The sequence below is a fragment of the Micromonospora coerulea genome, assembly GCF_016598485.1.
In the GTDB taxonomy this organism is placed as follows: Bacteria; Actinomycetota; Actinomycetes; order Mycobacteriales; family Micromonosporaceae; genus Micromonospora; species Micromonospora coerulea.
On the sequence record NZ_JAEMUW010000030.1, the window covers coordinates 1 to 24,290 of the forward strand.

Annotated in this window: 24 protein-coding genes and 5 pseudogenes; 13 read left to right on the forward strand and 16 right to left on the reverse strand. The window is 69.6% G+C overall.

What is annotated here, in order from left to right; all coding sequences use genetic code 11:
* Together I8N68_RS27780 and I8N68_RS27785 are read left to right on the forward strand one after the other, a co-directional pair.
* Positions 1 to 330: IS3 family transposase (locus tag I8N68_RS27780; protein ID WP_200215460.1), on the forward strand; the 330-nt coding region annotated here is incomplete at its 5' end.
* 122 nt (positions 331 to 452) lie between these two features.
* Positions 453 to 1,075: pseudogene (locus I8N68_RS27785) on the forward strand (IS6 family transposase); the annotation flags it as partial.
* A 340-nt stretch (positions 1,076 to 1,415) separates the two neighbouring features.
* On the opposite strand, the gene I8N68_RS27790 reads toward I8N68_RS27785, so the two are convergent.
* The 3 genes from I8N68_RS27790 to I8N68_RS27800 form a co-directional block, all read right to left on the reverse strand.
* Complete coding sequence (locus I8N68_RS27790; RefSeq protein WP_200215461.1) at positions 1,416 to 1,889, reverse strand: DUF3618 domain-containing protein; 474 nt, start codon at positions 1,887 to 1,889, stop codon at positions 1,416 to 1,418.
* Complete coding sequence (locus I8N68_RS27795; RefSeq protein ID WP_200215462.1) at positions 1,886 to 2,317, reverse strand: phage holin family protein; 432 nt, start codon at positions 2,315 to 2,317, stop codon at positions 1,886 to 1,888. Before I8N68_RS27795 ends, I8N68_RS27790 begins: the two co-directional genes overlap by 4 nt.
* 93 nt (positions 2,318 to 2,410) lie before the next feature.
* Positions 2,411 to 2,641, reverse strand: a complete 231-nt coding sequence (locus tag I8N68_RS27800) for a hypothetical protein (RefSeq protein ID WP_200215463.1) — start codon at positions 2,639 to 2,641, stop codon at positions 2,411 to 2,413.
* A gap of 244 nt (positions 2,642 to 2,885) precedes the next feature.
* On the opposite strand from I8N68_RS27800, the pseudogene I8N68_RS33260 reads away from it, so the two are divergent.
* Positions 2,886 to 3,187, forward strand: a pseudogene (locus I8N68_RS33260) (transposase family protein); the annotation flags it as partial.
* A 326-nt stretch (positions 3,188 to 3,513) separates the two neighbouring features.
* On the opposite strand, the pseudogene I8N68_RS34565 reads toward I8N68_RS33260, so the two are convergent.
* The 7 genes and pseudogenes from I8N68_RS34565 to I8N68_RS27835 form a co-directional block, all read right to left on the reverse strand.
* Positions 3,514 to 4,981 (reverse strand): annotated as a pseudogene (locus tag I8N68_RS34565) (tyrosine-type recombinase/integrase).
* On the reverse strand, positions 4,974 to 5,363 hold the full coding sequence (locus tag I8N68_RS33265) for a hypothetical protein (RefSeq protein WP_234040732.1): 390 nt from the start codon (positions 5,361 to 5,363) through the stop codon (positions 4,974 to 4,976). Before I8N68_RS33265 ends, I8N68_RS34565 begins: the two are co-directional and overlap by 8 nt.
* Positions 5,364 to 5,590: 227 nt before the next feature.
* Entirely contained in the window at positions 5,591 to 6,385 is a 795-nt protein-coding gene (locus I8N68_RS27815; protein WP_200215464.1) for a hypothetical protein, read from the reverse strand.
* Complete coding sequence (locus I8N68_RS27820) at positions 6,354 to 6,974, reverse strand: DNA cytosine methyltransferase (RefSeq protein ID WP_307813003.1); 621 nt, start codon at positions 6,972 to 6,974, stop codon at positions 6,354 to 6,356. The genes I8N68_RS27815 and I8N68_RS27820 overlap by 32 nt, the downstream gene beginning before the upstream one ends.
* Positions 6,975 to 6,990: 16 nt before the next feature.
* On the reverse strand, positions 6,991 to 7,917 hold the full coding sequence (locus I8N68_RS27825) for a DNA methyltransferase (protein ID WP_234040735.1): 927 nt from the start codon (positions 7,915 to 7,917) through the stop codon (positions 6,991 to 6,993).
* Positions 7,918 to 7,972: 55 nt separating this feature from the next.
* Positions 7,973 to 8,761, reverse strand: a complete 789-nt coding sequence (locus I8N68_RS27830) for a hypothetical protein (RefSeq protein ID WP_307813004.1) — start codon at positions 8,759 to 8,761, stop codon at positions 7,973 to 7,975.
* Between the two features lie 461 nt (positions 8,762 to 9,222).
* Positions 9,223 to 9,825, reverse strand: a complete 603-nt coding sequence (locus I8N68_RS27835; RefSeq protein ID WP_307813005.1) for a DedA family protein — start codon at positions 9,823 to 9,825, stop codon at positions 9,223 to 9,225.
* A gap of 148 nt (positions 9,826 to 9,973) precedes the next feature.
* On the opposite strand from I8N68_RS27835, the pseudogene I8N68_RS27840 reads away from it, so the two are divergent.
* Together I8N68_RS27840 and I8N68_RS27845 are read left to right on the forward strand one after the other, a co-directional pair.
* Positions 9,974 to 11,144: pseudogene (locus tag I8N68_RS27840) on the forward strand (IS256 family transposase).
* Positions 11,141 to 11,557: a VOC family protein gene (locus tag I8N68_RS27845; RefSeq protein ID WP_200215466.1), complete on the forward strand. Its 417-nt coding sequence runs from the start codon at positions 11,141 to 11,143 to the stop codon at positions 11,555 to 11,557. The pseudogene I8N68_RS27840 and the gene I8N68_RS27845 overlap by 4 nt, the downstream one beginning before the upstream one ends.
* On the opposite strand, the gene I8N68_RS27850 is transcribed toward I8N68_RS27845, so the two are convergent.
* Genes I8N68_RS27850 through I8N68_RS27860 form a run of 3 tightly spaced genes read right to left on the reverse strand, consistent with a single transcriptional unit; the run spans position 11,482 to position 12,916 of the window.
* Complete coding sequence (locus I8N68_RS27850) at positions 11,482 to 11,856, reverse strand: VOC family protein (RefSeq protein WP_200215467.1); 375 nt, start codon at positions 11,854 to 11,856, stop codon at positions 11,482 to 11,484. The two genes, I8N68_RS27845 and I8N68_RS27850, sit on opposite strands and share 76 nt — an antisense overlap.
* Positions 11,853 to 12,155 carry a DUF1905 domain-containing protein gene (locus I8N68_RS27855; protein ID WP_200215468.1) on the reverse strand — a complete coding sequence of 101 codons (303 nt, stop codon included), beginning with the start codon at positions 12,153 to 12,155 and terminating at the stop codon, positions 11,853 to 11,855. Before I8N68_RS27855 ends, I8N68_RS27850 begins: the two co-directional genes overlap by 4 nt.
* Positions 12,152 to 12,916, reverse strand: a complete 765-nt coding sequence (locus I8N68_RS27860) for an ArsR/SmtB family transcription factor (RefSeq protein ID WP_200215469.1) — start codon at positions 12,914 to 12,916, stop codon at positions 12,152 to 12,154. The genes I8N68_RS27855 and I8N68_RS27860 overlap by 4 nt, the downstream gene beginning before the upstream one ends.
* Positions 12,917 to 13,159: 243 nt before the next feature.
* Between I8N68_RS27860 and I8N68_RS27865 the strand changes: the two are divergent.
* A pseudogene (locus tag I8N68_RS27865) lies at positions 13,160 to 13,937 on the forward strand (transposase family protein).
* A gap of 132 nt (positions 13,938 to 14,069) precedes the next feature.
* Here I8N68_RS27865 and I8N68_RS27870 read toward each other — a convergent pair.
* The 3 genes from I8N68_RS27870 to I8N68_RS27880 form a co-directional block, all read right to left on the reverse strand.
* Positions 14,070 to 15,020: an aminoglycoside phosphotransferase family protein gene (locus tag I8N68_RS27870; protein ID WP_200215470.1), complete on the reverse strand. Its 951-nt coding sequence runs from the start codon at positions 15,018 to 15,020 to the stop codon at positions 14,070 to 14,072.
* Between the two features lie 95 nt (positions 15,021 to 15,115).
* The gene (locus I8N68_RS27875) at positions 15,116 to 15,670 is read right to left on the reverse strand and encodes an AAA family ATPase (protein WP_200215471.1); all 555 of its coding nucleotides are present in this window, start codon (positions 15,668 to 15,670) and stop codon (positions 15,116 to 15,118) included.
* A gap of 444 nt (positions 15,671 to 16,114) precedes the next feature.
* Positions 16,115 to 16,984: a hypothetical protein gene (locus tag I8N68_RS27880; protein WP_200215472.1), complete on the reverse strand. Its 870-nt coding sequence runs from the start codon at positions 16,982 to 16,984 to the stop codon at positions 16,115 to 16,117.
* A gap of 800 nt (positions 16,985 to 17,784) precedes the next feature.
* Between I8N68_RS27880 and I8N68_RS27885 the strand changes: the two genes are divergently transcribed.
* The 7 genes from I8N68_RS27885 to I8N68_RS27915 all read left to right on the forward strand — a co-directional run bounded on the left by I8N68_RS27885 (position 17,785) and on the right by I8N68_RS27915 (position 23,871).
* A complete protein-coding gene (locus tag I8N68_RS27885) occupies positions 17,785 to 18,681 on the forward strand; it encodes a hypothetical protein (RefSeq protein ID WP_200215473.1) in 897 nt (298 codons plus the stop codon).
* A gap of 55 nt (positions 18,682 to 18,736) precedes the next feature.
* Entirely contained in the window at positions 18,737 to 19,699 is a 963-nt protein-coding gene (locus tag I8N68_RS27890; RefSeq protein WP_234040737.1) for a TRM11 family SAM-dependent methyltransferase, read from the forward strand.
* A complete protein-coding gene (locus I8N68_RS27895) occupies positions 19,696 to 20,244 on the forward strand; it encodes a DNA cytosine methyltransferase (RefSeq protein WP_200215475.1) in 549 nt (182 codons plus the stop codon). Before I8N68_RS27890 ends, I8N68_RS27895 begins: the two co-directional genes overlap by 4 nt.
* The gene (locus I8N68_RS27900) at positions 20,213 to 21,007 is read left to right on the forward strand and encodes a hypothetical protein (protein ID WP_200215476.1); all 795 of its coding nucleotides are present in this window, start codon (positions 20,213 to 20,215) and stop codon (positions 21,005 to 21,007) included. The genes I8N68_RS27895 and I8N68_RS27900 overlap by 32 nt, the downstream gene beginning before the upstream one ends.
* Before the next feature lie 91 nt (positions 21,008 to 21,098).
* On the forward strand, positions 21,099 to 21,407 hold the full coding sequence (locus tag I8N68_RS27905; RefSeq protein ID WP_200215477.1) for a helix-turn-helix transcriptional regulator: 309 nt from the start codon (positions 21,099 to 21,101) through the stop codon (positions 21,405 to 21,407).
* 121 nt (positions 21,408 to 21,528) lie between these two features.
* Entirely contained in the window at positions 21,529 to 22,992 is a 1,464-nt protein-coding gene (locus I8N68_RS27910) for a tyrosine-type recombinase/integrase (RefSeq protein ID WP_200215478.1), read from the forward strand.
* A 153-nt stretch (positions 22,993 to 23,145) separates the two neighbouring features.
* On the forward strand, positions 23,146 to 23,871 hold the full coding sequence (locus I8N68_RS27915; RefSeq protein ID WP_200215479.1) for a hypothetical protein: 726 nt from the start codon (positions 23,146 to 23,148) through the stop codon (positions 23,869 to 23,871).
* Positions 23,872 to 24,290: the final 419 nt, after the last annotated feature.

Below are 24,290 nucleotides of genomic sequence, written 5' to 3' on the forward strand. Positions count from 1 at the left end.
AACTACACGTCCTTCCGGTTCGCGGAACGCTTGCAGGACAACGGAATCCTGCCGTCGATGGGTTCCGTCGGCGACTCGTACGACAACGCCCTGATGGAAAACTTCTGGTCGACGCTCAAAATCGAACTCGTCTACCGCACCTCATGGCGGACCCGCGACGAGGCCGAGAACGCGATCTTCGCCTACATCGACGGCTGGTACAACATCCGCCGCATACAGAAGGAACTGGGCTACCTCAGCCCCGACGAGTACGAGACCGCCTGGCACACCCGCCAGCACAACCTGGCCGAGCCAACTATCAACACCCCTGCACCAGCCGGCAGCAGGTAACCACCGCTCCATCAAAGCGGGGGGAACTCAGCCACCCTGCCCGACGGGCTCCGTTGCGTTGAGTGTTGGCATGATCGAGGCAGGCTTGAGCAGTGAAGTCGTTGACCCACTCTCGGCCGTGGCTGCCTCCGAAGTCGGCGTTCGCCGGGTTCCGGTTCCCGCCGGAGGTGATCGTCGTCGCGGTCCACTGGTATCTGCGCTTCAACCTGTCCTACCGAGACGTTGAGGAGCTGCTCGTCGAGCGCGGCGTGGAGGTCGATCACGTCACCGTGTTCCGGTGGGTGCAGCGGTTCACCCCGCTGCTGGCTGACGGCGCCCGATTTTGCCGCCACTCACCGGGCGACCGGTGGCACGTTGATGAGACGTACGTCAAGGTAAACGGGGTGTGGCGGTACGTGTACCGGGCGGTCGACCAGTACGGGCAGGTCATCGACGTGCTGGTCTCGGCCCGCCGCGACGCCGACGCGGCCCGGCGGTTCTTCCGACGCGCGCTGTCCACGCTGAGGTGACGCCCAACGAGGTGGTCACGGATGCCGCGCCGGTCTACCCCGGCGTGCTGGATGAGCTGATCCCGCAGGCATGGCACCACGTCGAGCAGCACGCGAACAACCCGATAGAAGCCGATCACAGCCAGCTCAAACAGCGGTTGAGACCGATGCGCGGGCTACGAACCGACAAGACAGCACAGGTCATCATCGCCGGACACGCGTTCATGCAGAACCTGCGCCGCGGACACTACGAACTCGGGACTGCCCCCGGTTCGGTTGACTCCTGACCTGTGAGGATGCGTTCCTCGCTGGAAGGATGTCTGTCATGCCGAAGGCTTTCCCCCTGGAGTTCCGCCGTGACGTCGTCGCGGTCGCCCGCAAGGGCGAGGCTCCTATCGCTCAGATCGCGAAGGATTTCGGGATCTCCGAGACGAGTCAAGGGATTCCTGAACAGCCCGCAGGGGGCCTGTTCAGGACTACGACCGGACCTGCACTTGAGAGCTGGGGAGCTTCTCGCGGAAGCACTCCGCCGCAGGTCATGGGCCGTCTCCATCCCCGTTGAAGGCGCGTAGGGCACCGGTCGGGCGGGGCCCTTGGTCATCTCGTCCGGCTACGTCGGTAGGCCACGATCGTGAGGGCGGCTGCGGCGCCGGCGGCGGCGAGGACCGGCACGGGTTTGGCGCGTACCGCGGTGCCGACCTTCTCTGTCACGGCACGTGCGGAGGTTACCTCGGTGGACTCGGTCTTGCCGGTGGTCTGGGTACCGGCTGAGGCCGAGGCGCGTGCTTTGGTCATGGCCTGACGGGTCTTCTGCTTGGCGATGGCGACGCGCTGGGAGGCTTTCTGGCTCGCCGTGCGGAACATCTGCGTTGCCGAGGTCTTCGCCGACTGGCTGGCTGTGGTCAGGCGCTGCCTGAGTCCACCGGCCGCTGAGGTGGCCTTGCCGCCGAGGCGGGTCTTGACGTCGGTCTTGGCGGCCAGGGCGGCGACGGTGTCCCCCAGCTCCGCACGCGTGTGCTGGATGTCCTGCGGTACTTTGTCGGGACCACTGCTTGGGCTTGCCGTGCTCATGGCCGCCTCCGACCTGCCGCGCCGCGTATCGTCTCGATGTCTGCTTGCACGCTGTCCCTGGTCGCTGTCGGCGTGGCTGGCATGGCTTTTGTGACCTGCTTCTTTCCGCGTCGCGCCGCTACTGCGGCGGCGATGAACAGGATGACGGCCACGATGAGCGCGGCCAGCGCATCCGGCATGAACGCGCCCAGGGCCAACACCACTGCGGCGACGAGGGCACCACCGCCGTAGAGACCGAGCGTGGCGCCGCCGCCGAGCAACCCGGCGCCCACGCCTGCGCGTTTGCCCTTCGCGGTCATCTCCGCACGCGCCATCGTCAGTTCGTCCCGGACCAGGCGGGTGATCTGTTCGGTGGCGCGTTGCACCAGCTCGGCGACTGGCGTGTCAGCAGAGGCAGCGCCAGGGCTGCCGCTGGACTTTTCTGCCATGAGTGCCCTCATTCTTTCTCGCGCCGGGATGGCCAGAGACCCGACGGCGGTGACCTGTCGGCCACGTCGGACTGAATCTGTCGGACCGCCGGGTCAGCCTCGCTGCACCGCTGGTGTCTTCACCGAGCCCTGCGAGGGTTCGTCGAAGCGCCCGCCCGGAGACGGCAAGGCGGTGTCGCCCAGCTGGCTGGCGGCGTCACCCGCCGGGATGTCACCCGCCTGCCTGCGATGCAGTGTCAGCGCGCCCGCCGCCCCGGTCAACGCCCCCAGTCCGAAGGCAAGGATCAACGCTTGCCGGATGTTTGAAGTGCTCTTGCGCGCCATGATCGCTCCCTGAACCCCACGTGCCTGGATGGCCTTGATTGTCCGGCTTGGCCACTGAAGCCGCGCACCAAATCGGCGGACTTGTATGGCAGCCACGCGGATTGGGGCCGCAGAAGTGCGGTCGGCATGGAGGTCATCCCCGGCGCTGAGCAGGCACGCGGCGGCGTGTCGTTGCTCCGGATAGGACGAGGCTCCCGGTAGGACAGCAGTCGACCAAGACGCACTGCCCAGTACGGGAGGTTCGTTGCTGACCTGTCCTGCCAGCATCCCGCTGTCCACGCGCAGCCTGACCCGCCCGACCGAGCTGATCCGCGCCCGGCGCCGTGCGTTGGGCGGCCGTTGGCGCAGGCTGCCCGCGCAGCAGCAGGCGCTGATGGCCCTGGCCCACCTGCGCAACGGCGACACCCTCACTCGCCTCGTGGCCGGGCTTCGAGTTGTCGGGTGGCCACGGTATGGCGGTACCTGCGCGAGGCCGTCCGCCTGCTCGCCGGCTGCGCCGACGACCTCGCCGCCGCGATGCGCCGGGCCGTCAGGTTGGCGTATCTCGGCCGAACTTGGACAGGGTTTGGTTGTAGAAGACGATGGCCGGACCGACGGCACACGTACGGACGGCCGGGATTCATCGTTGAACGTCGTTGTAGACCTGTGCACGTTCGGCCGTACCCGGTTGGGCATGTTGACCCGTACGCCGACAGCGGAGCTGCTTCTCCCAGCCGAGGTGTTCAGTCAGCTCCTGGTCAGCGTGTTCTCGAGGAGTGCCTTGGTCAGTTGCGTGAGCAGCCCATCCGGCCTGGTCGGGGAGAGCCGTCGCTCCCTGACCAGGCCGGACGTGGTGGCATGGCCTCGGGTGCCTTGACTGGTCATCGCCGTCGTCATGCCGCCCGATACGGTCGGCGGGGAATTAGTTTCGTGGTGGCTTCCGCGGTTGTCCGCTTCAGCTCCTCCAAGACGGAGGTGTAAATGTCGGCGGTCATGGTGTAGGAGGCGTGGCCGAGGGTGTCCTGGATTTCTTTGATGCTGGCGCCAGCGGCAAGCATGAGGGTCGCGGCGATGTGTCGGAGATCGTGGAATCAGACGGGTGGGAGGCAGCTGGCGGCGACCAGGTTGTCGAATCGTTGGGTGATCGTCTCGGGGTGCCAGGGTTTGCCGTCGGGGCGGACGAAGAACATCCCGGTGTCGGGCCAGTCCGAGCCGCTGACCAGTTTCCACCCGTTGCGGCGGGCGAGGTAGGCGCGCAGCACGGTGACCGTGTCCTCGGCGAGGGGGACGACTCGTTCTCCAGCGCGTGATTTCACCGGCTTGGTGATCGGTTTGTAGCCGACGCTGGTGCGTTGTTCGGTGATGGTGATGGTGATGGTGATGGCGGCGGCGTCGAGGTCGACGTCGTAGTCCCGCAGCCCGCACAGCTCGCCACGGCGTAGTCCTCGGTGGGTGGCGAGCACGAGCAGGGCGTAGAGGACGATGTCGTGAGTTTCGGCGTAGTCGAGGAACGCGCCGGCCTGGGCGGGAGTCCACACCATGACGGCACTGGGCCGTGCGCCGCTCTTGCGCCACCGGTTGACGGCGGTGTCGGTCCACAGCCGTGGCTTGGGCGAAGCGCCGGAGGGCAGGTCGACGTGCTCGGCGGGGTTGTGGTCGATGAGCCGGCGGTGCTTGCGGATCGCGTCGTTGAGCGCCGCGCGCAGTGTCGCCAGGATCCGCTGCTGGCTGGCAGGCCCAACCGTTCGGACGCCCTTGACACTGTCGCGAGCCACCTGGTCGGTGCTGGCGCGCGCGGCGGTGATCTCGTTGTTGCGGGTGTCGATCAGCGTGAACACGGCCTGGATGTGCGTGGCGGTGAGGCTGCAGTGGAATGCCGCCGATGTTGGGGATCCAGTACATGCGGATGTGGTCCTGGTAGCTGCGCAGCGTCGCTGGCGACAGCCGCGTTCGCGAGGTGATCCAGTCGGTGAGGTAGTCCCCGACGGTGGTGGCGACGTTGGCGGGCACGCCTGCGCGGATGCGGCGGGCGACGGCGTCTCGCTCGGGCAGCGGTTCGCCGCGCTTGCACGAGTGCAGGAGGTCGGAGACCTGGCGGGTGAGGGTCTTGTCCCGGCAGGCGAGGTCGAGCAGCGCGCGGGCGTGGTCGCGTTCGGCGACGGCGGCGTCGCGGGTATCGAAGCCGGTGCGGCGTAGTTGGCGGCGCTTGCCGGTGGCGTCGGGTGGAAGTTCCAGTTGGTATCCCCAGTTGCCGTGGTGGGAGTTCCAGCCGGCGCCGCGTCGGAGTTTGGGGCACTTCGCGCCGAGGCGCTTGCCGTCGTGGACGCATCCGCATCGTTTGCCGACGGATCCGTCAGCCATCATCGGTCCTTTCGTCGGTGCGGCCCCGCGTGTGCTGGCCGGGGCGGGCATCGGATTGGTCGGTGCTGATCGACGCGTGATTCGGGGGCAGGGTCAAGTCGACGGTCCGGTGGCGGGGCGCGGGTGGGGGGTCGGGGTCGACGCCGAGGGCGGTGAGGATGGCGGCGACGGAGACTCGGTAGCGGGACCCGACGCATAGGACCCGGGCCGGGAAGGTGTCGGTGGCGGCGAGTTGGTAGGCGCGGCTTCGGGACAGGCCGAAGATCTGGCCGGCGGTGGTGATGTCGGTGACCGCGCCGAGCGCGCGGATCCGCTCCACCGTCCACACCTGCGATGGGCGGTCGTTGGTTGCGGCGGTCGTCGAGGGGTGGTCGGAGTTCATGAGGGCAGTTCTCCTTGTGTGGGGTTTGCGGTGGTGGCGGCAGTGAACCGGCTGGCGCCGTAATGGCGCAGCGACCAGATGGGTGGCGAGGTTCGATTGCGTCGGCCGATGCGTCCGGCATCCAGTGAGTACCTCGGGGGCGTCTGCGAGGTGCAAGGCGAGCCGGCCGACCTGCCGGTATCGGTATGCCTCCAACCCTGCAGCGGAAGGCTGCCCGGGCCGGCCGGTCATCGCGGCTGCCAGCGGTGAGGGCACAGGAGCAGCCGCAGTGCGGCGGCGGCTTGCTGCGTTACGACGCCGTTGCCGAGGACCCGCAGCGCGAGGGTGCGCGGCAGGCCCAGCGCGGGTTCTGTGACGTGGCCGTCCGGGAGTCCCATCAGCCATTCCACGAACGGCGGGGCGAGGACAGGCTTGCCGTGCCGGCCGGTCTGCGTCGGCTCCGGCGCGGACCGGCCGAGCAGCAGCTCCCACCGGTCCACAGCGGCGGCGTAGACGCCCCACCTGTCCTCGTCGAGCCCTCCCAGCCGGTCGGACAGACCGGCGATGGTGGTGCGCAGGTCGACGCCACCGTCGCCGTGCAGGCCGGGCCCACGCCCGTCGGAGGCGCGTGGCGTGGGCAGGGACCGGGCGGGGACCCGGACTGCCGCGGAGGGCAGGGTGAGGTCGCCGTGGGAACCTCGCTGTCCAGGGCAGCCGTTCTCCCCGTCGGTGGCCCGCGGGGTGGGAAGGAGCACCTGCGACAGCGGCGGGCGGAAGCCCTTACCGGCCCGCCGGCCCGGGGTGCCGGTGTCGCTGGCTCGCGGGGTGGGCAGAAGCCGAGCCGCGTCGGTCAGCGTCCGGCCGGCGTGCGGGATGGGCGTGATGCGGCCGGCGGTGGCGTTGGCCGACGACCGGCTGTCCGCGACCGTGGGTGTGGGCAGCAGCCCGTGCGTCGAGCCGGTGGGTTCGAGCAGGTCGGGCAGGCCGTACTGGTGGCCGGGGCCTTTGCCGTCACGGGCACACGGTGTCGGCAACGTCCGCACGCCGCTGAAGGTGCTCGGCGGGAGCGGCCAGCAGAAACAACCGGTCACGACGGTGGGCGGCGCCGACGTCGGATGCGCGTAGGCACAGCCAGCTCGTGTCGTACCCGATCGCGGCCAGGTCGGCTTCGACGACGTCGAGTCCGCGTCGGAGGAGGGCGGCAACGTTCTCCACGAAGACGAGCGGCGGTCGAAGTACGCGAAGGGCGTCTGCGACACACGTCCAGACGCTGGAATGCTCGCCGCCGATGCCGGCGCGCTTGCCCGCGTTGGAAATGTCCTGGCACGGAAACCCGGCGGTGAGGATGTCGACGGGCTCGATGCCGGTCCAGTCGACGGTGCGGATGTCACCGAGGTTGGGCACGTCGGGCCAGTGGTGGGCCAGGACGGTGCGGGCGTGCCGGTCGGTCTCGGCGTACCAGGTGAGCTGGCCGCCGAGCACCAGCTCGACGGCCATGTCGAGTCCGCCATATCCGGTGCACAACGATCCGATGCGCGGTCCGGGCCCCGGCCCGGCACGGTGGTCACTCACTCCACCTCCCGCAGCGGCATCACGTCCGGCAGGTCCGCGTCGGCGGCGAGGCTCAGGCACGGTGTGGCGGGTTCGCTCATGCGCGGCCCTCCCGTTGCTCACTGGGGGGCTGGGTCTTGGCGAACACGAGGACGTCTTCGTGTGCGATGAGGTGCATCGGGGTGCCGGCGGTGCGGGCCCGGCGGACCTGCTGGAGCTGGAAGAAGCTGGGCCGGGCGACGAGGTGCCCGTCGCGGACGGCCGCCAGGAGTGCGACGCACCGGTCGACCGGGGTCAGGCCTGCGCGGATCCCCGCACCGATGACAGCGGACGGCAGGTCGACCAGCTGGCCGTGCTTGCGCCACGGCCGGGCGGTGACCACGACGACGCCGCCGGGGCGGAGCAGGGTGTGGCAGCCGGCCAGGATCTGCGCGAACCCGTCGGCGAGTCCGGTGAGGTCGCGGTAGGCGAGGTTGCCGCGGTCGCTGCCGTCGTTGTAGGCGTTGTCGAACTTCGCCACCCCGTCGGTGCCGGGGCGGACCAGTCCGTGGACGGTCGGCCCGTACGGCGGAGATGTCACCACCAGGGCGACCTTGCCGGCGAGGGCGGCGGGAACGAGGGACAGGATGCGGGTTGCGTCGCCGCGGATCACCGCCGCCCTGCCGGTCGCCCCTTGGACGTGGGCGTGGGTGGTGTTGGCGTCGGCGATGTCGGACCAGCGGGACTCGTATTCGACGCCGATGGCGTCGCGGCCGGCGTGGATGGCCTCGACGAGGGTGGTGCCGATGCCGCACATCGGGTCGAGGACCAGGTCCCCTGGGTTGGTGTAGGCGGCGACGGCGTGGGCGGCGATCGCCGGCAGCATCCGGGCGGGGTGCTTCACAGACTCGGGAACGTAGCGGCCTCGACGCTGCACCGGCCCGGTGCTCTGGGCGGTCGCCCACACCGACAGGCCATCTGGCCCGGTCGGGGCCGGGTGGCGTCCGTCGTACTCCCGGTGGCGATCCTCGTGGGCGCGGTGCATGCCGCCGGCGCCCTCCGGCCGGACCGGCTCATCCGGTCCGTGGGTGGTGGGGTGCTCAGCCACGTCGGTCACCGCCCTCTCGGTGCCGCCGCCGCTGCGGCGGGTTGGCCGGTGGAGGGTTGAACACCAGCAGGTCGGCATGGACGCGGTGGTGCGTGAGCGTCCACTGCTGCCCGGCCATCTCGTGGGCGAGGGCGAGGAGTTCTGCGTCGGTGACGTGGTAGACGAAGGTGTCGGCGTCGGTGTCGGCGGTGACCGCGACGATGTGCTGCAGATATCCCAGCCCGACGTTCGCCGCCCCGGCGGCGAGGGGACCGAAGTCCTCCGGCGTCGCGATTGTGCCGGCGGGGACCGCGACGATGAGCACGAGGCAACCGCCGGGGCGCAGCAGCCGGGCGCAGGCGGTCAGCAGGCACGCCAGGCGTTCCCGGTTCGTGGCGTCGTTGGCGTCGAGGGGCCAGGAGGCGACCAGCAGGCCGGTCGCCTGCGGGGAGCCAGTGGGGTCGGCCGGGTCGGTGAGGTCGTCACCGAACCAGGCGCTCACCTCCGGCACGTCGTCGTACTGCTGCTGCTCGTCAGACGGGTTGGGTTCGGCAGGTTCGCTGGCCGGGCCGATGAGGAGGTTGGGTCCGTCGGTGAACCGGCCGGGGTGGTGCCGGCGCCGCCCGGCGAGGCAGGCGGTGGTGAGGGCGTGGTCGTCGGTGCAGTCGACGACCGTGTCGCCGGGGCGGCTGTAGGCGGACACGAGGCGGTAGGCGAGGCGGGCGCCGACGGTGCGGCCTGCGTCGGCGGCGGTGCGGGCGGTGCGCCACACGGTGATCGGCACCGGCGGGTCGCCGGCCACAAGATCGGTCTGGGTCGGGTCGGCGCCGGAGGTTGGTTACGTCGTGGCCGTGGCTGTCGGTCAGGGTGGCCTGGCCGATGAGTTTCGACGGTCCGCCGGCGACGTAGGTGGCGTCAGCCCGGACCTGTACCTCGAACTTGCTGTCCTGTGGTTGGCCGTGATCGTCGGTGAAGTGGATCATGCAGATCCAGTCGGGGCCGGAACCCACGTCGGGGACGTCGGGCCGCCACGGTCGCAGGCCGTGGAAGCGCCGATGGTCTGCACGGTGATGCCGTGTTCGCCGAGCAGGTCGGCCCGCTGCACGTAGAGGTTGGCGAAGGCGGGCCCGACGGCCGGTTCGAGGCGCGTCTTGGTGATGTCGGGCTGGCCGCATCCGGTCAGTGCCCCGGAGGCAGCGACGGCGAGGCCTGCGGCCGTTCGGCCGGCACCAACGCCGTTGCCTGCCTTACGGCGATAGCTGGCTATCTCTTCCTGCTGCGGAGCAGCTCGATGATCATGGGCGCGATGGAGAGGAGGACGATGGCGATGAGGATGATTTCGATGTTCGCCTTCACGGCGTCGATTTGCCCGAGGAAGTAGCCGAGGACGGTGACGCCGGTGCCCCAGAGGGTGGCTCCGATGATGTTGTAGATGGTGAAGGTGCGATAGTTCATGCCGCTGACCCCGGCGATGATCGGGGTGAAGGTGCGCACGATGGGCACGAAGCGGGCCAGGACGATGGCCCGAGGCCCGTACTTCTCGAAGAAGTCGTGTGCTCTGCGGACGTTGTCTTGCTTGAACAGTCGGGAGTCAGGGCGGCGGAACAGGGCGGGTCCGGCCTTGCGGCCGAACAGGTATCCGACCTGGTCGCCGGCGATGGCCGCGGCGACGATCGCGGTGCAGACCAGCCACAGTGGTTGGGTGAGGTAGGTGTCGCTGGCCACCAACAGTCCGGTGGTGAACAGCAGTGAGTCGCCGGGGAAGAAGAACCCGATCAGCAGCCCGGATTCGGCGAAGACGATCGCGAGGATGCCGATGAGGCCGAAGGTGGTGATCAGGTAGTTCGGATCAAGCCAGTGAGGCATCGGGACTGACAGCTCCGGTTTCGAGCAATGCTCAAGATCTGTGGATCGGTTCCGGGAGGAACGCGGAGGGCGCAGTACCTTCCCGAATGATCCCGTGATGGTCATCGAGTAGGCCGACGTTCGCAGCGTCGGTCGGGAAGGCACGCCCATGCTCACCGTAGTCAATGCCGACGATTCCACGCGAGACGGCTCCCTGCTGGACGAGATCGTCCGGGAGGGAGCGAGGCGCATGCTGGCCGCCGCACTGGAGGCGGAAGTCAACGCCTACATCACCGGCCGGGGCGATCGAGGTCAAGGCCCCGCGGGTGAATGACAAGCGGGTCGATGAGACCACCGGCGAGCGCAAGCGGTTCTCCTCGGCGATCCTGCCGCCGTGGTGCCGCAAGTCCCCGAAGATCGCCGAGGTGCTGCCGCTGCTCTACCTGCACGGCCTGTCTTCGGGCGACTTCGTTCCGGCGATGGAACAGTTCCTCGGCTCGGCGGCCGGGCTGTCCCCGGCCACGGTCACCCGGCTGACCGCCCAGTGGCAGGCCGACCACGCCGCGTTCCAGGACCGCGACCTGTCCGGCACCGACTATGTCTACACGTGGGTCGACGGCATTCACCTGCGCATACGCCTGGAGGAGGCCAAGGCCGCTGTCCTGGTCGTCATCGGGGTCCGCGCGGACGGCACCAAGGAGCTCGTCGCGATGGCCGACGGTTACCGGGAGTCGTCCGAGTCGTGGGCCTCTCTGCTGCGGGACTGCGCGCGCCGGGGCATGCGCGCGCCCGTGCTCGCGGTCGGCGACGGCGCCCTCGGGTTCTGGAAGGCCCTGCGCGAGGTCTTCCCCGATACCCGCGAGCAGAGGTGCTGGGTTCACAAAACCGCCAATGTCCTGGACGCCCTGCCGAAGTCGGCCCAGCCGGCGGCGAAGAAGGCCCTGCAGGACATCTACAACGCCGAGGACCGCGACCACGCCGAGCAGGCCATCACAACCTTCGCCAAGCTCTACGGCGCCAAGTTTCCCAAGGCCGTCACGAAGATCACCGACGGCCAGGACGTGTTACTGGAGTTCTACGACTACCCGGCCGAGCACTGGATCCACCTGCGGACCACCAACCCGATCGAGTCGACCTTCTCCACCGTCCGCCTCCGCACCAAGGTCACCCGGGGCGCCGGCTCCCGCGCCGCGGCCCTCGCCATGGTGTTCAAGCTCGTCGAGTCGGCCCAGGCCCGCTGGCGCTCGGTCAACGGCGCCCACCTCGTTCCGCTCGTCCGCGCCGGAGCCCGCTTCGAACGCGGTCAACTCGTCGAGCGCCCCGAGGCGGTGGCCGCATGAACCGGCTGACGCGCGGGGCACTACTGCACCACGTCGAGATCTGGGTGCCCGATCTCGATCGCGCCCTCGCCTCACTCGGCTGGCTGCTGGAAACGCTGGGTTACGCCGTCTCCCAGAGCTGGGAGACCGGCCGCCGCTGGCTGCTGGGGCCAACCTACGTCGTCCTGGAACAGTCCCCGGCCCTCACCGGCGACCGGCACGATCGCCGCCGACCCGGGCTCAACCACCTGGCATTCCATGTCGAGGACGACGCCGCCGTCGAGAAGCTGGTCATCGAGGCGACCCAGCACGGCTGGAGCCTGATGTTCCCCTACCTGCGCCCGTCTGCCGGCGGCTGTCACGTCTCTGTGATGGAGAAGGCGTTGCCGTCGGGGTCGCGGAAGGCGAACATCGGTGGTACGCCGGGCCATTGAAGGATCTCATCGGTATCGACGCCGGCGGCGTTGAGGGCCGCGTGCGCGGCCGCTGCGTCGTCGGTGGTGAACCGGATAGTGATGGGGCCGCGGGTGACGTCTGCGGTGGCCTGCTCAAGCGTGACGACGACGTTGTCGCCGCCCGGTGCGAGCTCGATCCACCGTCCGGTCGGGATCGGCTCGTCGCGCAGTACCGTGAAGCCGAGCGTGTCGAGGTAGAACCGCAGCGCCTGTTCCTGGTCGTCGACCGGCACGCTGACCGTTCGGACACCCGTGATGACTGACTTCGGCGCGGTCATCGTGCGATCCGCTCGTCGAGGGTGACGGTGACGGTGTCGCCGGCCTGCTTGCCGATGCGGGTGCGGATGTCGGCGGTGAACGCGAGCTTGTGCGTGCCGTCGCCGAGCGCCATGAACGAGCCCTGGAACTGCTCGCCGTCGACGTGGCCGCGCACCTTCACCAGGCCACGGGTGCCGAAGAACTCGGCCGAACCCGGCATCACGACGTAGGTCCAGCCGCCCTTGCTGGGGCTCTTCCGCAGCTCCGAGGTGAACGTCTTGTCGAGCTTCGTGTCGGACTTGGCTTGCTGTGCGGTCATGATGTTTCGCCTCCGTACATGAGCGAGCCTGGCGTGGTGAGTTCCCGGCCCGTTTCGAGCCAGGTCTTGAGCCCGGAGAGGATCATCGGCCAACCGCCGTAGAGATGCGCGTCGGCGTCGGCGGCGAGTTGGTCGTGCCGGACGACGAGCTTGCAGCTGTCGCCGACCTGCTCGATCTCCCAGGTCACCCGGCTGGTACCCTGGCGGGCGATGTCGTCGTCCCAGATGGCGCGGTATGTCTGCACGAGCCGTCGGGGCGGGTCGACCTCGAGGTTGTCCCCTTCGATCAATCCGCCAGGCACGCCGTCATGCGTGACCCTGTACGCGGATCCCGTGGCCCAGTCGGATTCCACGCGGGAACCGAACTGGAACCGCGCCCGCGTCTCGGGATCGGTGATCGCCTGCCACAGCCGCTGCGGCGTGGTGCGGATGTAGATCTCGAACACCTTCTCCACGCTTGTCTCCAGATCTCGTTTCAGGTCGACGAGGCCGGCGGCCCACGTCTCGGTGTATTTGCTGACCCAGCGGTCGTGGATGAGACGGATCGGAACGGGGTTCAGGAAGTGCAGCTTCTCCCTGCCCCGCCGGTCCGACATGACCACGCCGGCCTCCTCGAGCAGACGAAGGTGCTTCGCTACGGCGACCCTTGTCATCGCGAACCTGTTCGCCAGCGCGTTCAGCGACTGCCCGTCCTGCCGGAACAGCTCGTCGAGCAGCTCCCGGCGCGTCGGATCCGCCAGCGCCCTGAACACCTCTTCCACACATCCGACTATAGGAAACCAGATGGTTTCATGTCAAGGCTAGCGAGGCGCGCGCCGACGGGTTGCGAAGCAGCGGAACGGCCCACGGCCCCGGACAGCCGGACCTGTTCCGCCGGTGCCTCCATCTGGCACAACTGGACCACAGGCGCCCTCGTCAAGCGATCCCTGATCGCCTGCAACGACTAAGGGATGTCTCGTAACCCCGGCGTCTGTCTGTTGAGGACGGTGAGGCAGGATGCCTGGGTGCAGGTGATCACCGCAGCCCACTCGGAGTGGATCTTCCCGTTCACCGGGCTGCAGCCCGCCCAGTTCCGCAAGCTGGTCCGGCTGGTCGCCGAGCGTGGCGGTGACGGCACCGCCGACGGCCGGCCGGGCCGGCAATGGGCCCTGGACCTCGCCGACCGGGTGCTGCTGGTGGCCACCTACTGGCGCACGAACCTGACGATGCGCCAGATCGGCCCGCTGTTCGGGGTGTCGCACTGCGCGGCGCACCGGGTCATCGACACCCTCGCACCCCTGCTGGCCCTGGCGCCGGTGCGCAAACGACCGGTCGAGCAGATCGCGATCGTCGACGGCACCCTGATCCCCACCCGCGATCACCGCCTGGCCGCCCGGAGCAAGAACTACCGGTACTCGACGAACCTGCAGGTCGCCATCGACGCCAATACCCGCCTGGTCATCGCCGTCGGCGACCCGCAGCCGGGCAACCGCAACGACACGATCGTCTACCGCAGCTCAGGCATCCAGGAGAAGCTGGCCGGGCGGCCGGTGATGGCCGACGGCGGCTACCGGGGCAACCCCGAGGTGATCATGCCGTACCGCAAACCCTCCGACGGCAGTGCGCTGCCGGACTGAGCAAGCCCTCAACGTCGAGCACCGAACCGTCCGAGCAGGGGTCGAACACGCTCTGGCCAGGATGAAGTGCTTCAAGATCCTCCGCGACTACCGCCGCGCCGCCCACACATTGGCCGACGCCGCTTCCGGCATCGCCAACCTCCACAACATCATCCTCGCCGGCTGACCGCCGGCCCGGCCCCAGGCAACGCCTTCACCCAGTTACGAGACGTCCCTTAGCCAGGGCGTCCGCTCGGCGGCAGTGAGCGGATGGTGCATCGAAACCGCCCCTTCGGACTTCAAACCCGCGGTTCGGTGGTCATGCCAATGTCGGATTGGCTTGGAGCCGGCTCTGCAGCCAGCGCAGCGACGCCTGCCCGAGGGCGATGACCATGCCGAGCCAGTTGTGGTCCACGGCCGGCCCGACGACCGTTGCCAGCCGTATGAGGATACCGGCATGCATCGCCAGGAATACGTTGATCTGATTCGGGTCGAGGTGGCGGGTAAGTGGATGCGTGTCGGCGAATGGCTCCGGGTCGACGCCGCTCAACGCCGCACTCGATATCAGTGTCAGAACGTCGCAGTGGGCGGCGCCGATCCATGCATGGGGCCAGTCGATGAAGAACACGCGATCCGGGGAGAGCATGATGTTGAACGGGTACAGATCGCCATGCAGCAACGTCTCGCCTGCGAGCGCCTGCCCTGCCTGCTCCTCAAGCCCAACCAGTTTGTCGAGGTGGCGGGCGGCCCACGGCGACAGCGACTGAAGCCTGCTGGTCGCGCCCTCGCTGGCCAGGGCGAGCCAGCCGCCGAGCCGCGGCGAGCCCAGGATGGACCTGTCGACCGGTGAAGGGGTCAGCGCCATCGCCAGGTCCGTGGCCGCGGTGAGCACCCGCTCGAATTCGTCGCGCCGCCAGGGCTGGGCCGGCAGGGCGCCGTCGATCTCCTCGAACAGCAGAGCCACCCAGTTACCGTCGTCGTAGCCAGCCAACAGTCGAGGGACCGGCGCCTCGGCTGGCAGCCGCTGTGAAATGGCGATCTCCCTCTGGTGGAACCGCGCCACCGCGGGGGCGACCAGCGAACTCGCTGCCTTGACGAACGCCCGCCGGCCGTCGGCCAGGCGCACCCGAGCCGCCAGCGCTTCCGAGAAGCCACCTGGCTGGCTGGTCGCAACGACCACCCTGCTGCCAAGCAACTCCTCGATCGACGCGACTACTTCCGCCGGTACCTGTGCCCAGGTGATGCGCCGGCCTCCGGTTGCCGGCGGCATAACACGCACCGCATCCCGGCCTTGGGTTGAATCCCATGTCATGGCGGTCTCTCAATTCGGCACGACGCGCGAACTGCGGTATGACGCTACGCCGCTCACGGCAGCCGGGCCGGTCGATCGACAACCTGCTGAACCGCGGCCACGCGAACCGGAAGCGGAGCCGCCGGAACTTCGAAGAGGTCGAATCCGACCTCGCGGTAGGTCAGTTCATGGACTTTCTCGAAGGCGAGCGAGTCCTCGAAGGTGATACGACGAGCGGCGGTGGCCTGGATGAAGCCCTGATGTCGTACGAAGAAGGCCGTCCGCTCATACCACCGCTCAGCCACCATGCGTTCGATCGTTTCGAACAGGTGAGACGGTGCTGTCAGGTCGAGGTAGCGGCACAGGGCCAACGTGCAGACCGGAGAACGGTCGAAGAAAACGACGCCGCGTGGGTCCGCCTCGGACGCAAGCTGTCTCTTTCGCTGAAGATCCAGCACTCGGTCGGCGAAGCCGGCATCTCGCCACGGCTCTGGCTGGCCGAGCGCCTGCTGGAGCGCGATGACGTCCGTCGCGGCCTCCTCGACGACGCTATGGCCGTCGATCTCTAGCTGGCGCAGTATGGCCGTCTTACCGGAGCCCGGGGCGCCGGTGAGGATGTACGCAGGCATGGTCCCTCCTATGAGATACGACGGGCAGAAGGCAACCGCACGATCCCGGGTCGATCCGGCACGCAAGGGCGAAGCGCGTTGCGGCCAGCCACAAGAATGCCGAGAGCTGGGCTCCATCGGCGCGGTGCCAACGGAAAGGCTATCCGAGCAACAGCACCCTGTCATCGGCAAAAGCGGATGCGCCGCCATGCCGAGGCGCGTCTGCTTCGTCGCGGAACGTCACGACGGCCACCGACTACCCATGGGTCCCGCTGAGGCACCGCTGGTCGGCTCGGGGAGCGGTTGGAGGTGGAAACTGCTCGCTCTCATCTCAGCGTCCGTCTACACGACGCTGTGCATGTTCATCTGTACCTGGCCGGGCACGTTGGCTCGTACGTCGGCGATGACAGCAGTGGCGGGGTCCGACGGTCATGGTCGGACCCCGCCTCACGGATGTGGTGCAGGTTAGGCAGCGGCGGCTGCCGGGGACGCCGTCCGCCTGGGTCGGGTGGTGATGCGGCCGGTGCGGGTCCGGATGCGGTGCACGGACTGGTTCTGCAGGTACTCGCGGGTCTTGGGGGACACGACGCTGGTGAGCAGTCCCTTGGCCAGGGCGTCGGCGAGGCGTTCGTCGATGCCGTTCATCCGCTTGCGTAGCGCGTCGACGGTGATGCCCAGACGCGCGGCGATGGGCTCGATCGCCCGCTTTCCGAGCCGCAGGTCGATGTAGGGGTCCAGGTCGGTGTGCTCGAGTAGGCCGAGGCGGGCGGCGCGGCGGACGAGCAGGTCGGGGTGGCCGTAGGGGACGTGCGGGATGCGGGGGCCGGTGAGGTGCTCCACGTGCTCCACGGGCACCGCGGTGCCTGTGCGGCGCAGCAGTTCGTGTCCGGCCCGCCAGCTGGCCATGCACAGCGCCGCGTGCGGCGCGGGCTTGGCCAGATCGACGCGGTCGCGCAGAGCGGTGAGGAACCCGGTGAGGATCTCCGCGTCGAGGTCGGCGGCGTCACCGGACCAACCGGCGTGCAGTCGACCGGCGTGGCGGCGCAGCGCGGGCATCGCCATCGCCACCGCCGCGATGACCCAGGACGGTCCGTCCAGGCGGGCGCGGCGGACCAGGTCCCGCCACACCGCGTCACGCGCGGTGTAGGCGCGGGGTTGGCGCAGCAGCCAATCCCGCAGCGCAGGAAGTGTCATGACCCCGCCCGGCAAGCCGGTGTCAGGGCCGAGGGTGTCCAGGTCGAGTGTCATCGGGTCGGGGCCGGTGGTCAGCGCCGCGAAAGCGGCGTCGACGGCGTCCAGCGGCGAGTCGGGCCAGTCCGGGTTGGACACGGTCATGTCCACACACTCCCTATAGAAGAAGGTCGTCGATGACGCGCCGAGGTGGTGCCACCCCCCCCGGCGCGGAAGACATCGATTGCGCCACGGCGACCTCGCAGACCTCTGACAGCCCAGGCCAACGCCCCGATGACACCGTGTCCACCCGCCGACTCGCCGACCTGACAGACACCGGCGGCCACCGGCACCGACTCTGACAGCGGGCTAACAAACTGGCCTTGACCTGCGCGTTGACACCACCCAGTCCGGTGGTGACACCGGCCGCGCCGGCGGATCTGACAGCCCGGCCGCGCCCGTCAGAGGGGTCTGACAGCGGTATGACAACCGCGCCGTGACGCCACGGCGGTGTCTGACAAGCCTGCCGTTGTCAGATGACGCCAACCTGACGGCGGCACGGTGTCTGTCACGGCGACACTCCCGGCGGCGAACCGCGATCTGACAGCGGCACCGCCGGATGACACGACGTCGCGGCGCTGTCATCGACAACACTGCCTGACCGCGCCAGACCTGACACGCGGGCCCTGGCGCGACGCCGCGCCGGTCTGACAGCGCGGTCCACGCACCAACGTCATCGGCATCCGTCGTTACGCCGGGCGGGGGGATGCGCGTCACCTTCCGTCACGATGAGCGGCGACGACGGCCCCGGGGCGTCGGTCTGACCGCATCGCAGCGCCTGCGGGCGGGGTCGGCAGGGTGGTGCTGTGAGACCTCTGTCAGGCCGAGGGGTGTCCGCCAGAGCTGACAAATGCCGGTTTGAGGGGTGTCAGCGCATCACGGCGCGGCGCGGAGCCCACATCCAGATGAGCGAGCACACGCCGCAGCACCACCTCGACCCTGCCCAGCCCGTCGACCCGCACGACGTCGACCCGACCCTGATCGACCTGGTCGCCGGCGACCCGCCCGTGCCGGTCACCGTGTGGCGCACCGCCCGCGGCCCGGCCGACGCCGGCCGCACCATCGGCGCCCGACTGGCCTACCGGCTCGTCGCCGCCTACAGCCGCCCCGGCGAGGCCGTCGTCGACCTCACCGGAGACCACGCCCTGACCGCCGTCTGCGCGGCCGGCGCACGCCGGCACCACCCGGGCTGGTTCACCGACGCGTCCAGCCTGATCATCGGACCAGCCACCCCGCCGACCCGCCCCGACCCGGCCGCCATGCCCGACGACAGCAGCGGCGACCTGCCAGACATGCGCACGTGGTTCGGCGACGATCTCACCGACCCCGACCTGCCCGCAGACGAGGCCACCACCTACCCCGGTCGCACGTCGCTGACGGAGGCGACCAGCCTGGTCGTGGCCTGCTGGCCCCTGGACGCGGCCGACACAATCAACCGGGTCCGGCTGGCGTGGCTGCTGACCGCGTGCGCTCGCCTGCTGCGCCCCGGCGGCTGCCTCGTCCTCGTCGTCACCGTGCCGGCCAGCATGGACGGGCCGGAGGACTTCACCCCGGTGGCCACCGCCGCCGCAGCTGCCCGCCTGGGCTACCTGCAGCACATCGTCGCCGTCGCCGCCGACACCGACAGCGACGCGTTCGTCTACCACGTCACCGACGAGGAACTGCTCACCCTCGCCCAGCAGACCGGCGAGCAGCAGTGGTCGGTAGCACACCTGCGGGTACACGCCGACCTGCTCGTGTTCAGCCAGCAGCCCGACCAGCTACGGCGCCCGCGCCGACAGGAAGGCGGCAACCGTGACTGAGCACGAGCACGTCCACCCGGAGCAGAACAAGTGCCACCCCAGCCCACCCGGATGCCTGCGTCCCCATCGAACCGAGCCGGACCCCGACAGGCTGTCGGTGTGGGCGACCGCCCAACGCGCCGGCCCGGTGCAGCGCCGCGGCCGGTACGTGCCGGAGTCGGTCAAGCACCCCGCTCGGATGCTCCCGGCCATCGCCGCGCACGCCGTGCACGCCTACACCCAGCCCGGAGACCTGGTCCTGGACCCGATGTGCGGCATCGGCACCACCCTCGTCGAGGCCGTCCACGCCGGCCGTGACGCCCTCGGCGTCGAGTACGAGTCGCGTTGGTCCGACATCGCGGATGCCAACATCACCCACGCCCACGACCAGGGAGCTACCGGCCGGGCCTCGGTGATCCGCGGTGACGCCACCCGCCTTTGGTCCCTGCTGCCTGCCGCCCTGACCGGGCAGGTCACCCTGGTGGTCACCTCACCGCCCTACGGACCGACCGTTCACGGCCTCATCCGGCCCGGCGCCGACGGGGTGGCGAAGTTCGACAACGCCTACAACGACGGCACCGACAAAGGAAACCTCGCCTACCGCGACCTCACCGGCCTCACCGACGGCTTCGCCCAGATCCTCACCGGCTGCGCGACCCTGCTACGCCCCGGCGGCACCGTCGTGGTCACCGCCCGCCCCTGGCGCAAGAACAGCCAACTCGTCGACCTGCCCTCCGCCGTCATCGCCGCCGGCGTCCGCGCCGGCCTGACACCGACCGAACGCTGCGTCGCGCTGCTTGCCGCGGTCCGCGACGGGCGCCTCGTCGCCCGGCCGTCGTTCTTCCAACTCCAGGCCGTCCGCAAAGCCCGCACCGCCGGCACGCCCCTGCACCTGATCACCCACGAAGACGTCCTGATCTTCACCAAGGTGCCAACCCCCGCGAGTTCCGGCGAACCCAGGCGTTCCGACAGCGGATCCGAACGCCACCAGGGCCCGCCCAGCCGGGACGCCGCCGGGGACCCGGGGGAGGGAGGTTGAATGACCGTCCCACCCGGCCGCGCATCGGATCCCTGTGCACCGGATACGGCGGCCTCGACCTGGCCGTCGAGCTGGTGCTCGGCGGCCGGCTCGCCTGGTACGCCGAAACCGACCGACACGCCCGCACCGTCTGCGAACATCACTGGCCGCACGTGCCCAACCTCGGTGACATCCGCACGGTCGACTGGACAACCGTCCAGCCCGTCGACGTCCTCACCGCCGGATTCCCATGCCAGGACATCTCCAACGCCGGCAAACGCGCTGGCATCACCGGCCAACACTCCAGCCTCTGGACACACGTCGCCGACCCCGTTCGGGTACTACGACCGCCGCTCGTCTTCGTGGAAAACGTGGCCGCCCTGCGCCGCAGGGGACTCGACGTCGTCCAAGCCGACCTGGCCACGCTCGGGTACGACACGAGCTGGCTATGCCTACGCGCATCCGACATCGGCGCCGCCCACCGACGCGACCGCCTGTTCCTGCTCGCCACTCCCACCCAACGACTCACCAGGCGTGCGAACGTTGCCGACGCCCTGCGCCCGTGACGGCAAGGGCCTCGGCCACCAGTACGGGCTGCCCGACGTGATCGAGCCCGGCGGTACCCGCCACGGTCTTCTGCCGACCGCGACGCCGGTGGACCGCCGTCCGCCGGCCGACACCACTGCCCGACCCGGCACCGCCAACCCCGACGACATCGGGCCCGTCCTCGCCGACGCCGACCGGCTGCTGCCCACCCCCAGGGCCAGCGACACCGGCACCGCCGGACGGCGCGCCGGACAGGGCTTCCGGCCGCCCCTCTCACAGGTCCTGCTCCCCACCCCCAGGGCAACCGACGGCGCCAAGGGCTGCCCCGGACAGCGCGGATCGCACGGTGACCTGACCCTGCCCTCCGCGGCGGTGCAGGTCCCCGCCCGGACGCTGCCCACACCACGCGCGTCCGACGGGCGCGGCCCCGGGGCCCACGGCGACGGCGGCGCGGACCTGCGCACCACCATCGACTGCCTCCCCGGCGAACTCGGAGCACGCGACGACACCCGCTGGGGGCCCTACGCCGCCGCGATCGCCCGATGGGAACTCCTGCTCACCCAGCCCGTCCCCGAACCGACCCAGACCGGCCGCCACGGCAAACCCGTCCTCGCGCCACCGTTCGTGCAATGGCTCATGGGCCTCGAACGAGGCTGGGTCACCGACCTCGACCTGCCCCGCACCGCCGCACTGCGCGTGCTCGGCAACGGTGTCGTCCCCCAACAAGCAGCGGCAGCGCTCCAGCTGCTGCTCTGCCCCAGACGCTGGCAGGTGACGACATGACCAGCCGCAACCCAAGGCGCCACCCCAGGCAGGGCCACCGGCCCTCACCGGCAAGTAGGACTGCTCACGCCGCCACGAAGGGTGCCCCGGCATGAGCGAACGGCGACGCACCCGCACCGCCTCATACAACCCGCCACCTACCGAACCCGCGGCCACACCCCGGTGGGCCGAGGCGGATGTCCGCGCGCTGGGAGTGACCACCGACGTCGTCACCGCCGGACAGATCCTCGGACTGTCCCGCAACACCGCCTACCGCCTCGCCCGCGCCGGAACCTTCCCCGTCCCGGTCATCCAGGCCGGCCACCAGTACCGGATACCCGTCGCCGGCCTCCTCGCCGCCCTGCACCTCACCACCACGGCACCACCCGACGGCGACGACCCGCACCCACCCGCACCGTAGACACCCACCGAGCGGCGACTGCCCGCGACGACTTGATCGTCGCGGGCAGTCGAGCGTGCATATCGATCGACAAAACCGCTGCCCCGGCAGCCACCAGCCCACCCACCCGGAGAACCCACCCATGTCGCACGGATCGATCTTCAAACGCTGCGGCTGCCGCGACCCGCGCACCCGCAAACCCCTCGGCAACCACTGCCCGAAACTCCGACGCGCCAACCGGTCCTGGAACCCCGACCACGGCCACTGGGCCTACCAACTGGAACTCCCACCCACCGCCGACGGCCGCCGCCGACAGCTACGCCCCACCGGCTTCGACACCCACAAACAAGCCGCCGACGAACTCGACCGGGCCCGGCAGTTGCTTGATCTCGCCGGCCGCAATCGCCGCCGCCGCGTCGAGGTCGGCGACCTGCTGCAGGCCACCCTCCGCGCCGGCGGGACCCTTCCCGATGTCGACACCGTCCGCAACCGGCTCCGCGCCGACACCCCACTGGTCGGTGTGCCCACCCTCGCCGAATGGCTGACCACCTGGCTGCAGCGGCTCACCGTCGACGACAACACCCGCCGCGGCTACGAATCCCACGTCCGCGTGCACCTCATCCCGCACATCGGCGACGTCGTCCTGGACAAACTGCGCCCCCACCACATCGAGGACCTCATCGACAACATCAAGCAACGCAACGCCGACATCGCCACCGCGAAAGCCAGCCCCGACCCCGACACCCGCGCCAGCGTCCGAGGGGTGCGACCCACCGGACCCGCCACCATCGCCCGCATCCGCGCCACCCTGCGCAAGGCGTTCAACGACGCCCTCGCCCGAGAGGTGGTCAGCGGCGTCACGAACCCCGCCACCCTCGTCAAGACCCCCAACGCTCGGGCCAAACCGATCGTGTGGGAACCGGAACGCGTCGAAAGGTGGAAGGCCACCGGCAAGGTCCCCGGCCCCGTCATGGTCTGGACCGACGACCTCCTCATCCAGTTCCTGGACTACGCCGCCGAGCATGCCCCGGACCTGCACCCGCTACTGCACCTCATGGCCTACCGCGGACCCCGCCGCGGCGAAGCATGCGGACTCCTCGACGCCGAAGTCCGCCTCGCCAAAGGCGAGGTCAGCATCGTCAACCAAATCGCCACCCACGGCTACGAGGCCCGCCAGAAACGGCCCAAGAGCGACGCCGGCAACCGCGAGGTCACCCTCGACCCCGACACCGTCGCCGTCCTCACCGCCTACAAGGCCCGCCGCGCCGCCTGGCGTCTCGCCGCCGGGAAGGACTGGCCCGACACTGGGCTGTTCTTCGTCCGACCCGACGGCGGACCGTGGCACCCCAACTCGATTACCCAACGCTTCCGCCGCCTCGTCAAACAAGCCGGGCTGCCACCCATCCGACTGCACGACCTGCGCCACGGCGCCGCCACCCTCGCCCTCGACGCCGGCGTCGACATCAAAGTCGTCTCCGACCAACTCGGCCACTCCACCACCACACTCACCCGCGACACTTACCAGAGCGTCGTCAAGCGGCTGCACCATGAAGCCGCAACCGCCGTCGCCGACAGAATCAAGAACAAGCGGCGCCGTACCGCCTGAGCGACCGACCTGGGTGATGGGTTGAAATGTCAGCTCAGGGGTCTGCGGTACTTTCTTCACCAACACCAATCGGTGAACAGGTGGAGTTCTGCCGCGTTGCCGGACGTCTTACATGAGGCGACACCCGGAATCCACATTGGAGGGCATGATTCGATGAGTTCCTACACCATCACGATCGCCGCTGACGATCCCAGTCGAGCGACCACAACCCTGAAGGTGGAGGTGAACGACAGCACCCCGCGTATCACCGAACTGGTGGTACGCGCCGGGCAGGGGGACGGGCTGACGGCGGGCCAGATCCCCGCGGTCGACCTGGATCTGCTGTTGAGGGCGATCGCGCCCGCCGCCGGTCAGCGGCAGGCGATAGCGACGCCGCCCATTGCCGTATCCGACGAGGTGCCCGCAGCCGGCGGTATGTCCGCGGACGACGGTGAGCCGCCCGCCGAGCCGACGGCGGTCCAGTCCACCGCCCCTACAACGGCTGCGGATGAGCCGGCTACGAGTCACCCTGTGGAAGTTGGTGCGGTTGACGTCGTGGTGCCCAAGCAGGCGTCACCGGCGACCAAGGCAAGCAAAGCGAAGAAGGCCACCCGGGCGTCAGGCGCCGGCGCGACCCGCAGCCGAGCGGGCAAGGGGAAGACCGCAGCGGGCGCCAAGGCCTCGACTACGGTGGCGAAGGCCGCGAAGCGGACCGCCAAAGGTGGGTCCTCCGGAGGCGAGGGGCGGGTGTACCGGCGCTCACCGGCCGATCTCGAAGCGGTCTACCAGCAGGCCGGCAGTGTGACCGCCGTCGCCGACCACTACGACGTGCCCCGGCACACCGCCCAGGGATGGATCCGCACGCTGCGCCGCCGGCAAGCCGGGCCAGTTTCTGAGTAGGGGAACCGGGCCAACAGGGGCGTCGCGTCAAGGCGCGGGATTAGAGCCTGACGGCGGGTCGGCGACGTGCTGCGACAACGCCACCAGCTCCCGAGTCATGCTTCTGCCCCATGGGTATGGCAGTCATCCGGCCGGCGACGGCTCGAGGACTCGGTCGGGAATGGCGTGGCGGGCGAAGCACGCCGCAGGCTGCCCGTGCGCGCAGGTGGCGACGGTGCGGCGGGCGGTGGCAGCCTAACCCGACTGGCCGGGGCGGCGACCGCGGCGTGGAGGAGGCCGAGGCCGACATCAGCGTCATTTGAGAGCGGCCGGCCGACAACTGTGTTCCAGAGGCCGAGAGGCACCAGATTCAGGACCTGCTGCGCTATGTCGCCCGCCGGGACCATCGGGCAGGCTGACCGCCCCTGGCCACCACCGCC

Excerpts from the sequence above, each read along its gene's own strand:
- I8N68_RS27800 (WP_200215463.1), bottom strand. The coding sequence starts at position 2,641 with ATGGCGCGCAAGAGCACTTCAAACATCCGGCAAGCGTTGATCCTTGCC.
- I8N68_RS27855 (WP_200215468.1), bottom strand. The coding sequence starts at position 12,155 with ATGACCGCACAGCAAGCCAAGTCCGACACGAAGCTCGACAAGACGTTC.
- I8N68_RS27790 (WP_200215461.1), bottom strand. The coding sequence starts at position 1,889 with ATGAGCACGGCAAGCCCAAGCAGTGGTCCCGACAAAGTACCGCAGGAC.
- I8N68_RS27885 (WP_200215473.1), top strand. The coding sequence starts at position 17,785 with ATGAGCGAGCACACGCCGCAGCACCACCTCGACCCTGCCCAGCCCGTC.
- I8N68_RS27915 (WP_200215479.1), top strand. The coding sequence starts at position 23,146 with ATGAGTTCCTACACCATCACGATCGCCGCTGACGATCCCAGTCGAGCG.
- I8N68_RS27880 (WP_200215472.1), bottom strand. The coding sequence starts at position 16,984 with ATGACCGTGTCCAACCCGGACTGGCCCGACTCGCCGCTGGACGCCGTC.
- I8N68_RS27850 (WP_200215467.1), bottom strand. The coding sequence starts at position 11,856 with ATGACCGCGCCGAAGTCAGTCATCACGGGTGTCCGAACGGTCAGCGTG.
- I8N68_RS27835 (WP_307813005.1), bottom strand. The coding sequence starts at position 9,825 with ATGCCTCACTGGCTTGATCCGAACTACCTGATCACCACCTTCGGCCTC.
- I8N68_RS33265 (WP_234040732.1), bottom strand. The coding sequence starts at position 5,363 with ATGAACTCCGACCACCCCTCGACGACCGCCGCAACCAACGACCGCCCA.
- I8N68_RS27875 (WP_200215471.1), bottom strand. The coding sequence starts at position 15,670 with ATGCCTGCGTACATCCTCACCGGCGCCCCGGGCTCCGGTAAGACGGCC.
- I8N68_RS27910 (WP_200215478.1), top strand. The coding sequence starts at position 21,529 with ATGTCGCACGGATCGATCTTCAAACGCTGCGGCTGCCGCGACCCGCGC.
- I8N68_RS27870 (WP_200215470.1), bottom strand. The coding sequence starts at position 15,020 with ATGCCGCCGGCAACCGGAGGCCGGCGCATCACCTGGGCACAGGTACCG.
- I8N68_RS27905 (WP_200215477.1), top strand. The coding sequence starts at position 21,099 with ATGAGCGAACGGCGACGCACCCGCACCGCCTCATACAACCCGCCACCT.
- I8N68_RS27845 (WP_200215466.1), top strand. The coding sequence starts at position 11,141 with ATGAACCGGCTGACGCGCGGGGCACTACTGCACCACGTCGAGATCTGG.
- I8N68_RS27825 (WP_234040735.1), bottom strand. The coding sequence starts at position 7,917 with ATGCACCGCGCCCACGAGGATCGCCACCGGGAGTACGACGGACGCCAC.
- I8N68_RS27795 (WP_200215462.1), bottom strand. The coding sequence starts at position 2,317 with ATGGCAGAAAAGTCCAGCGGCAGCCCTGGCGCTGCCTCTGCTGACACG.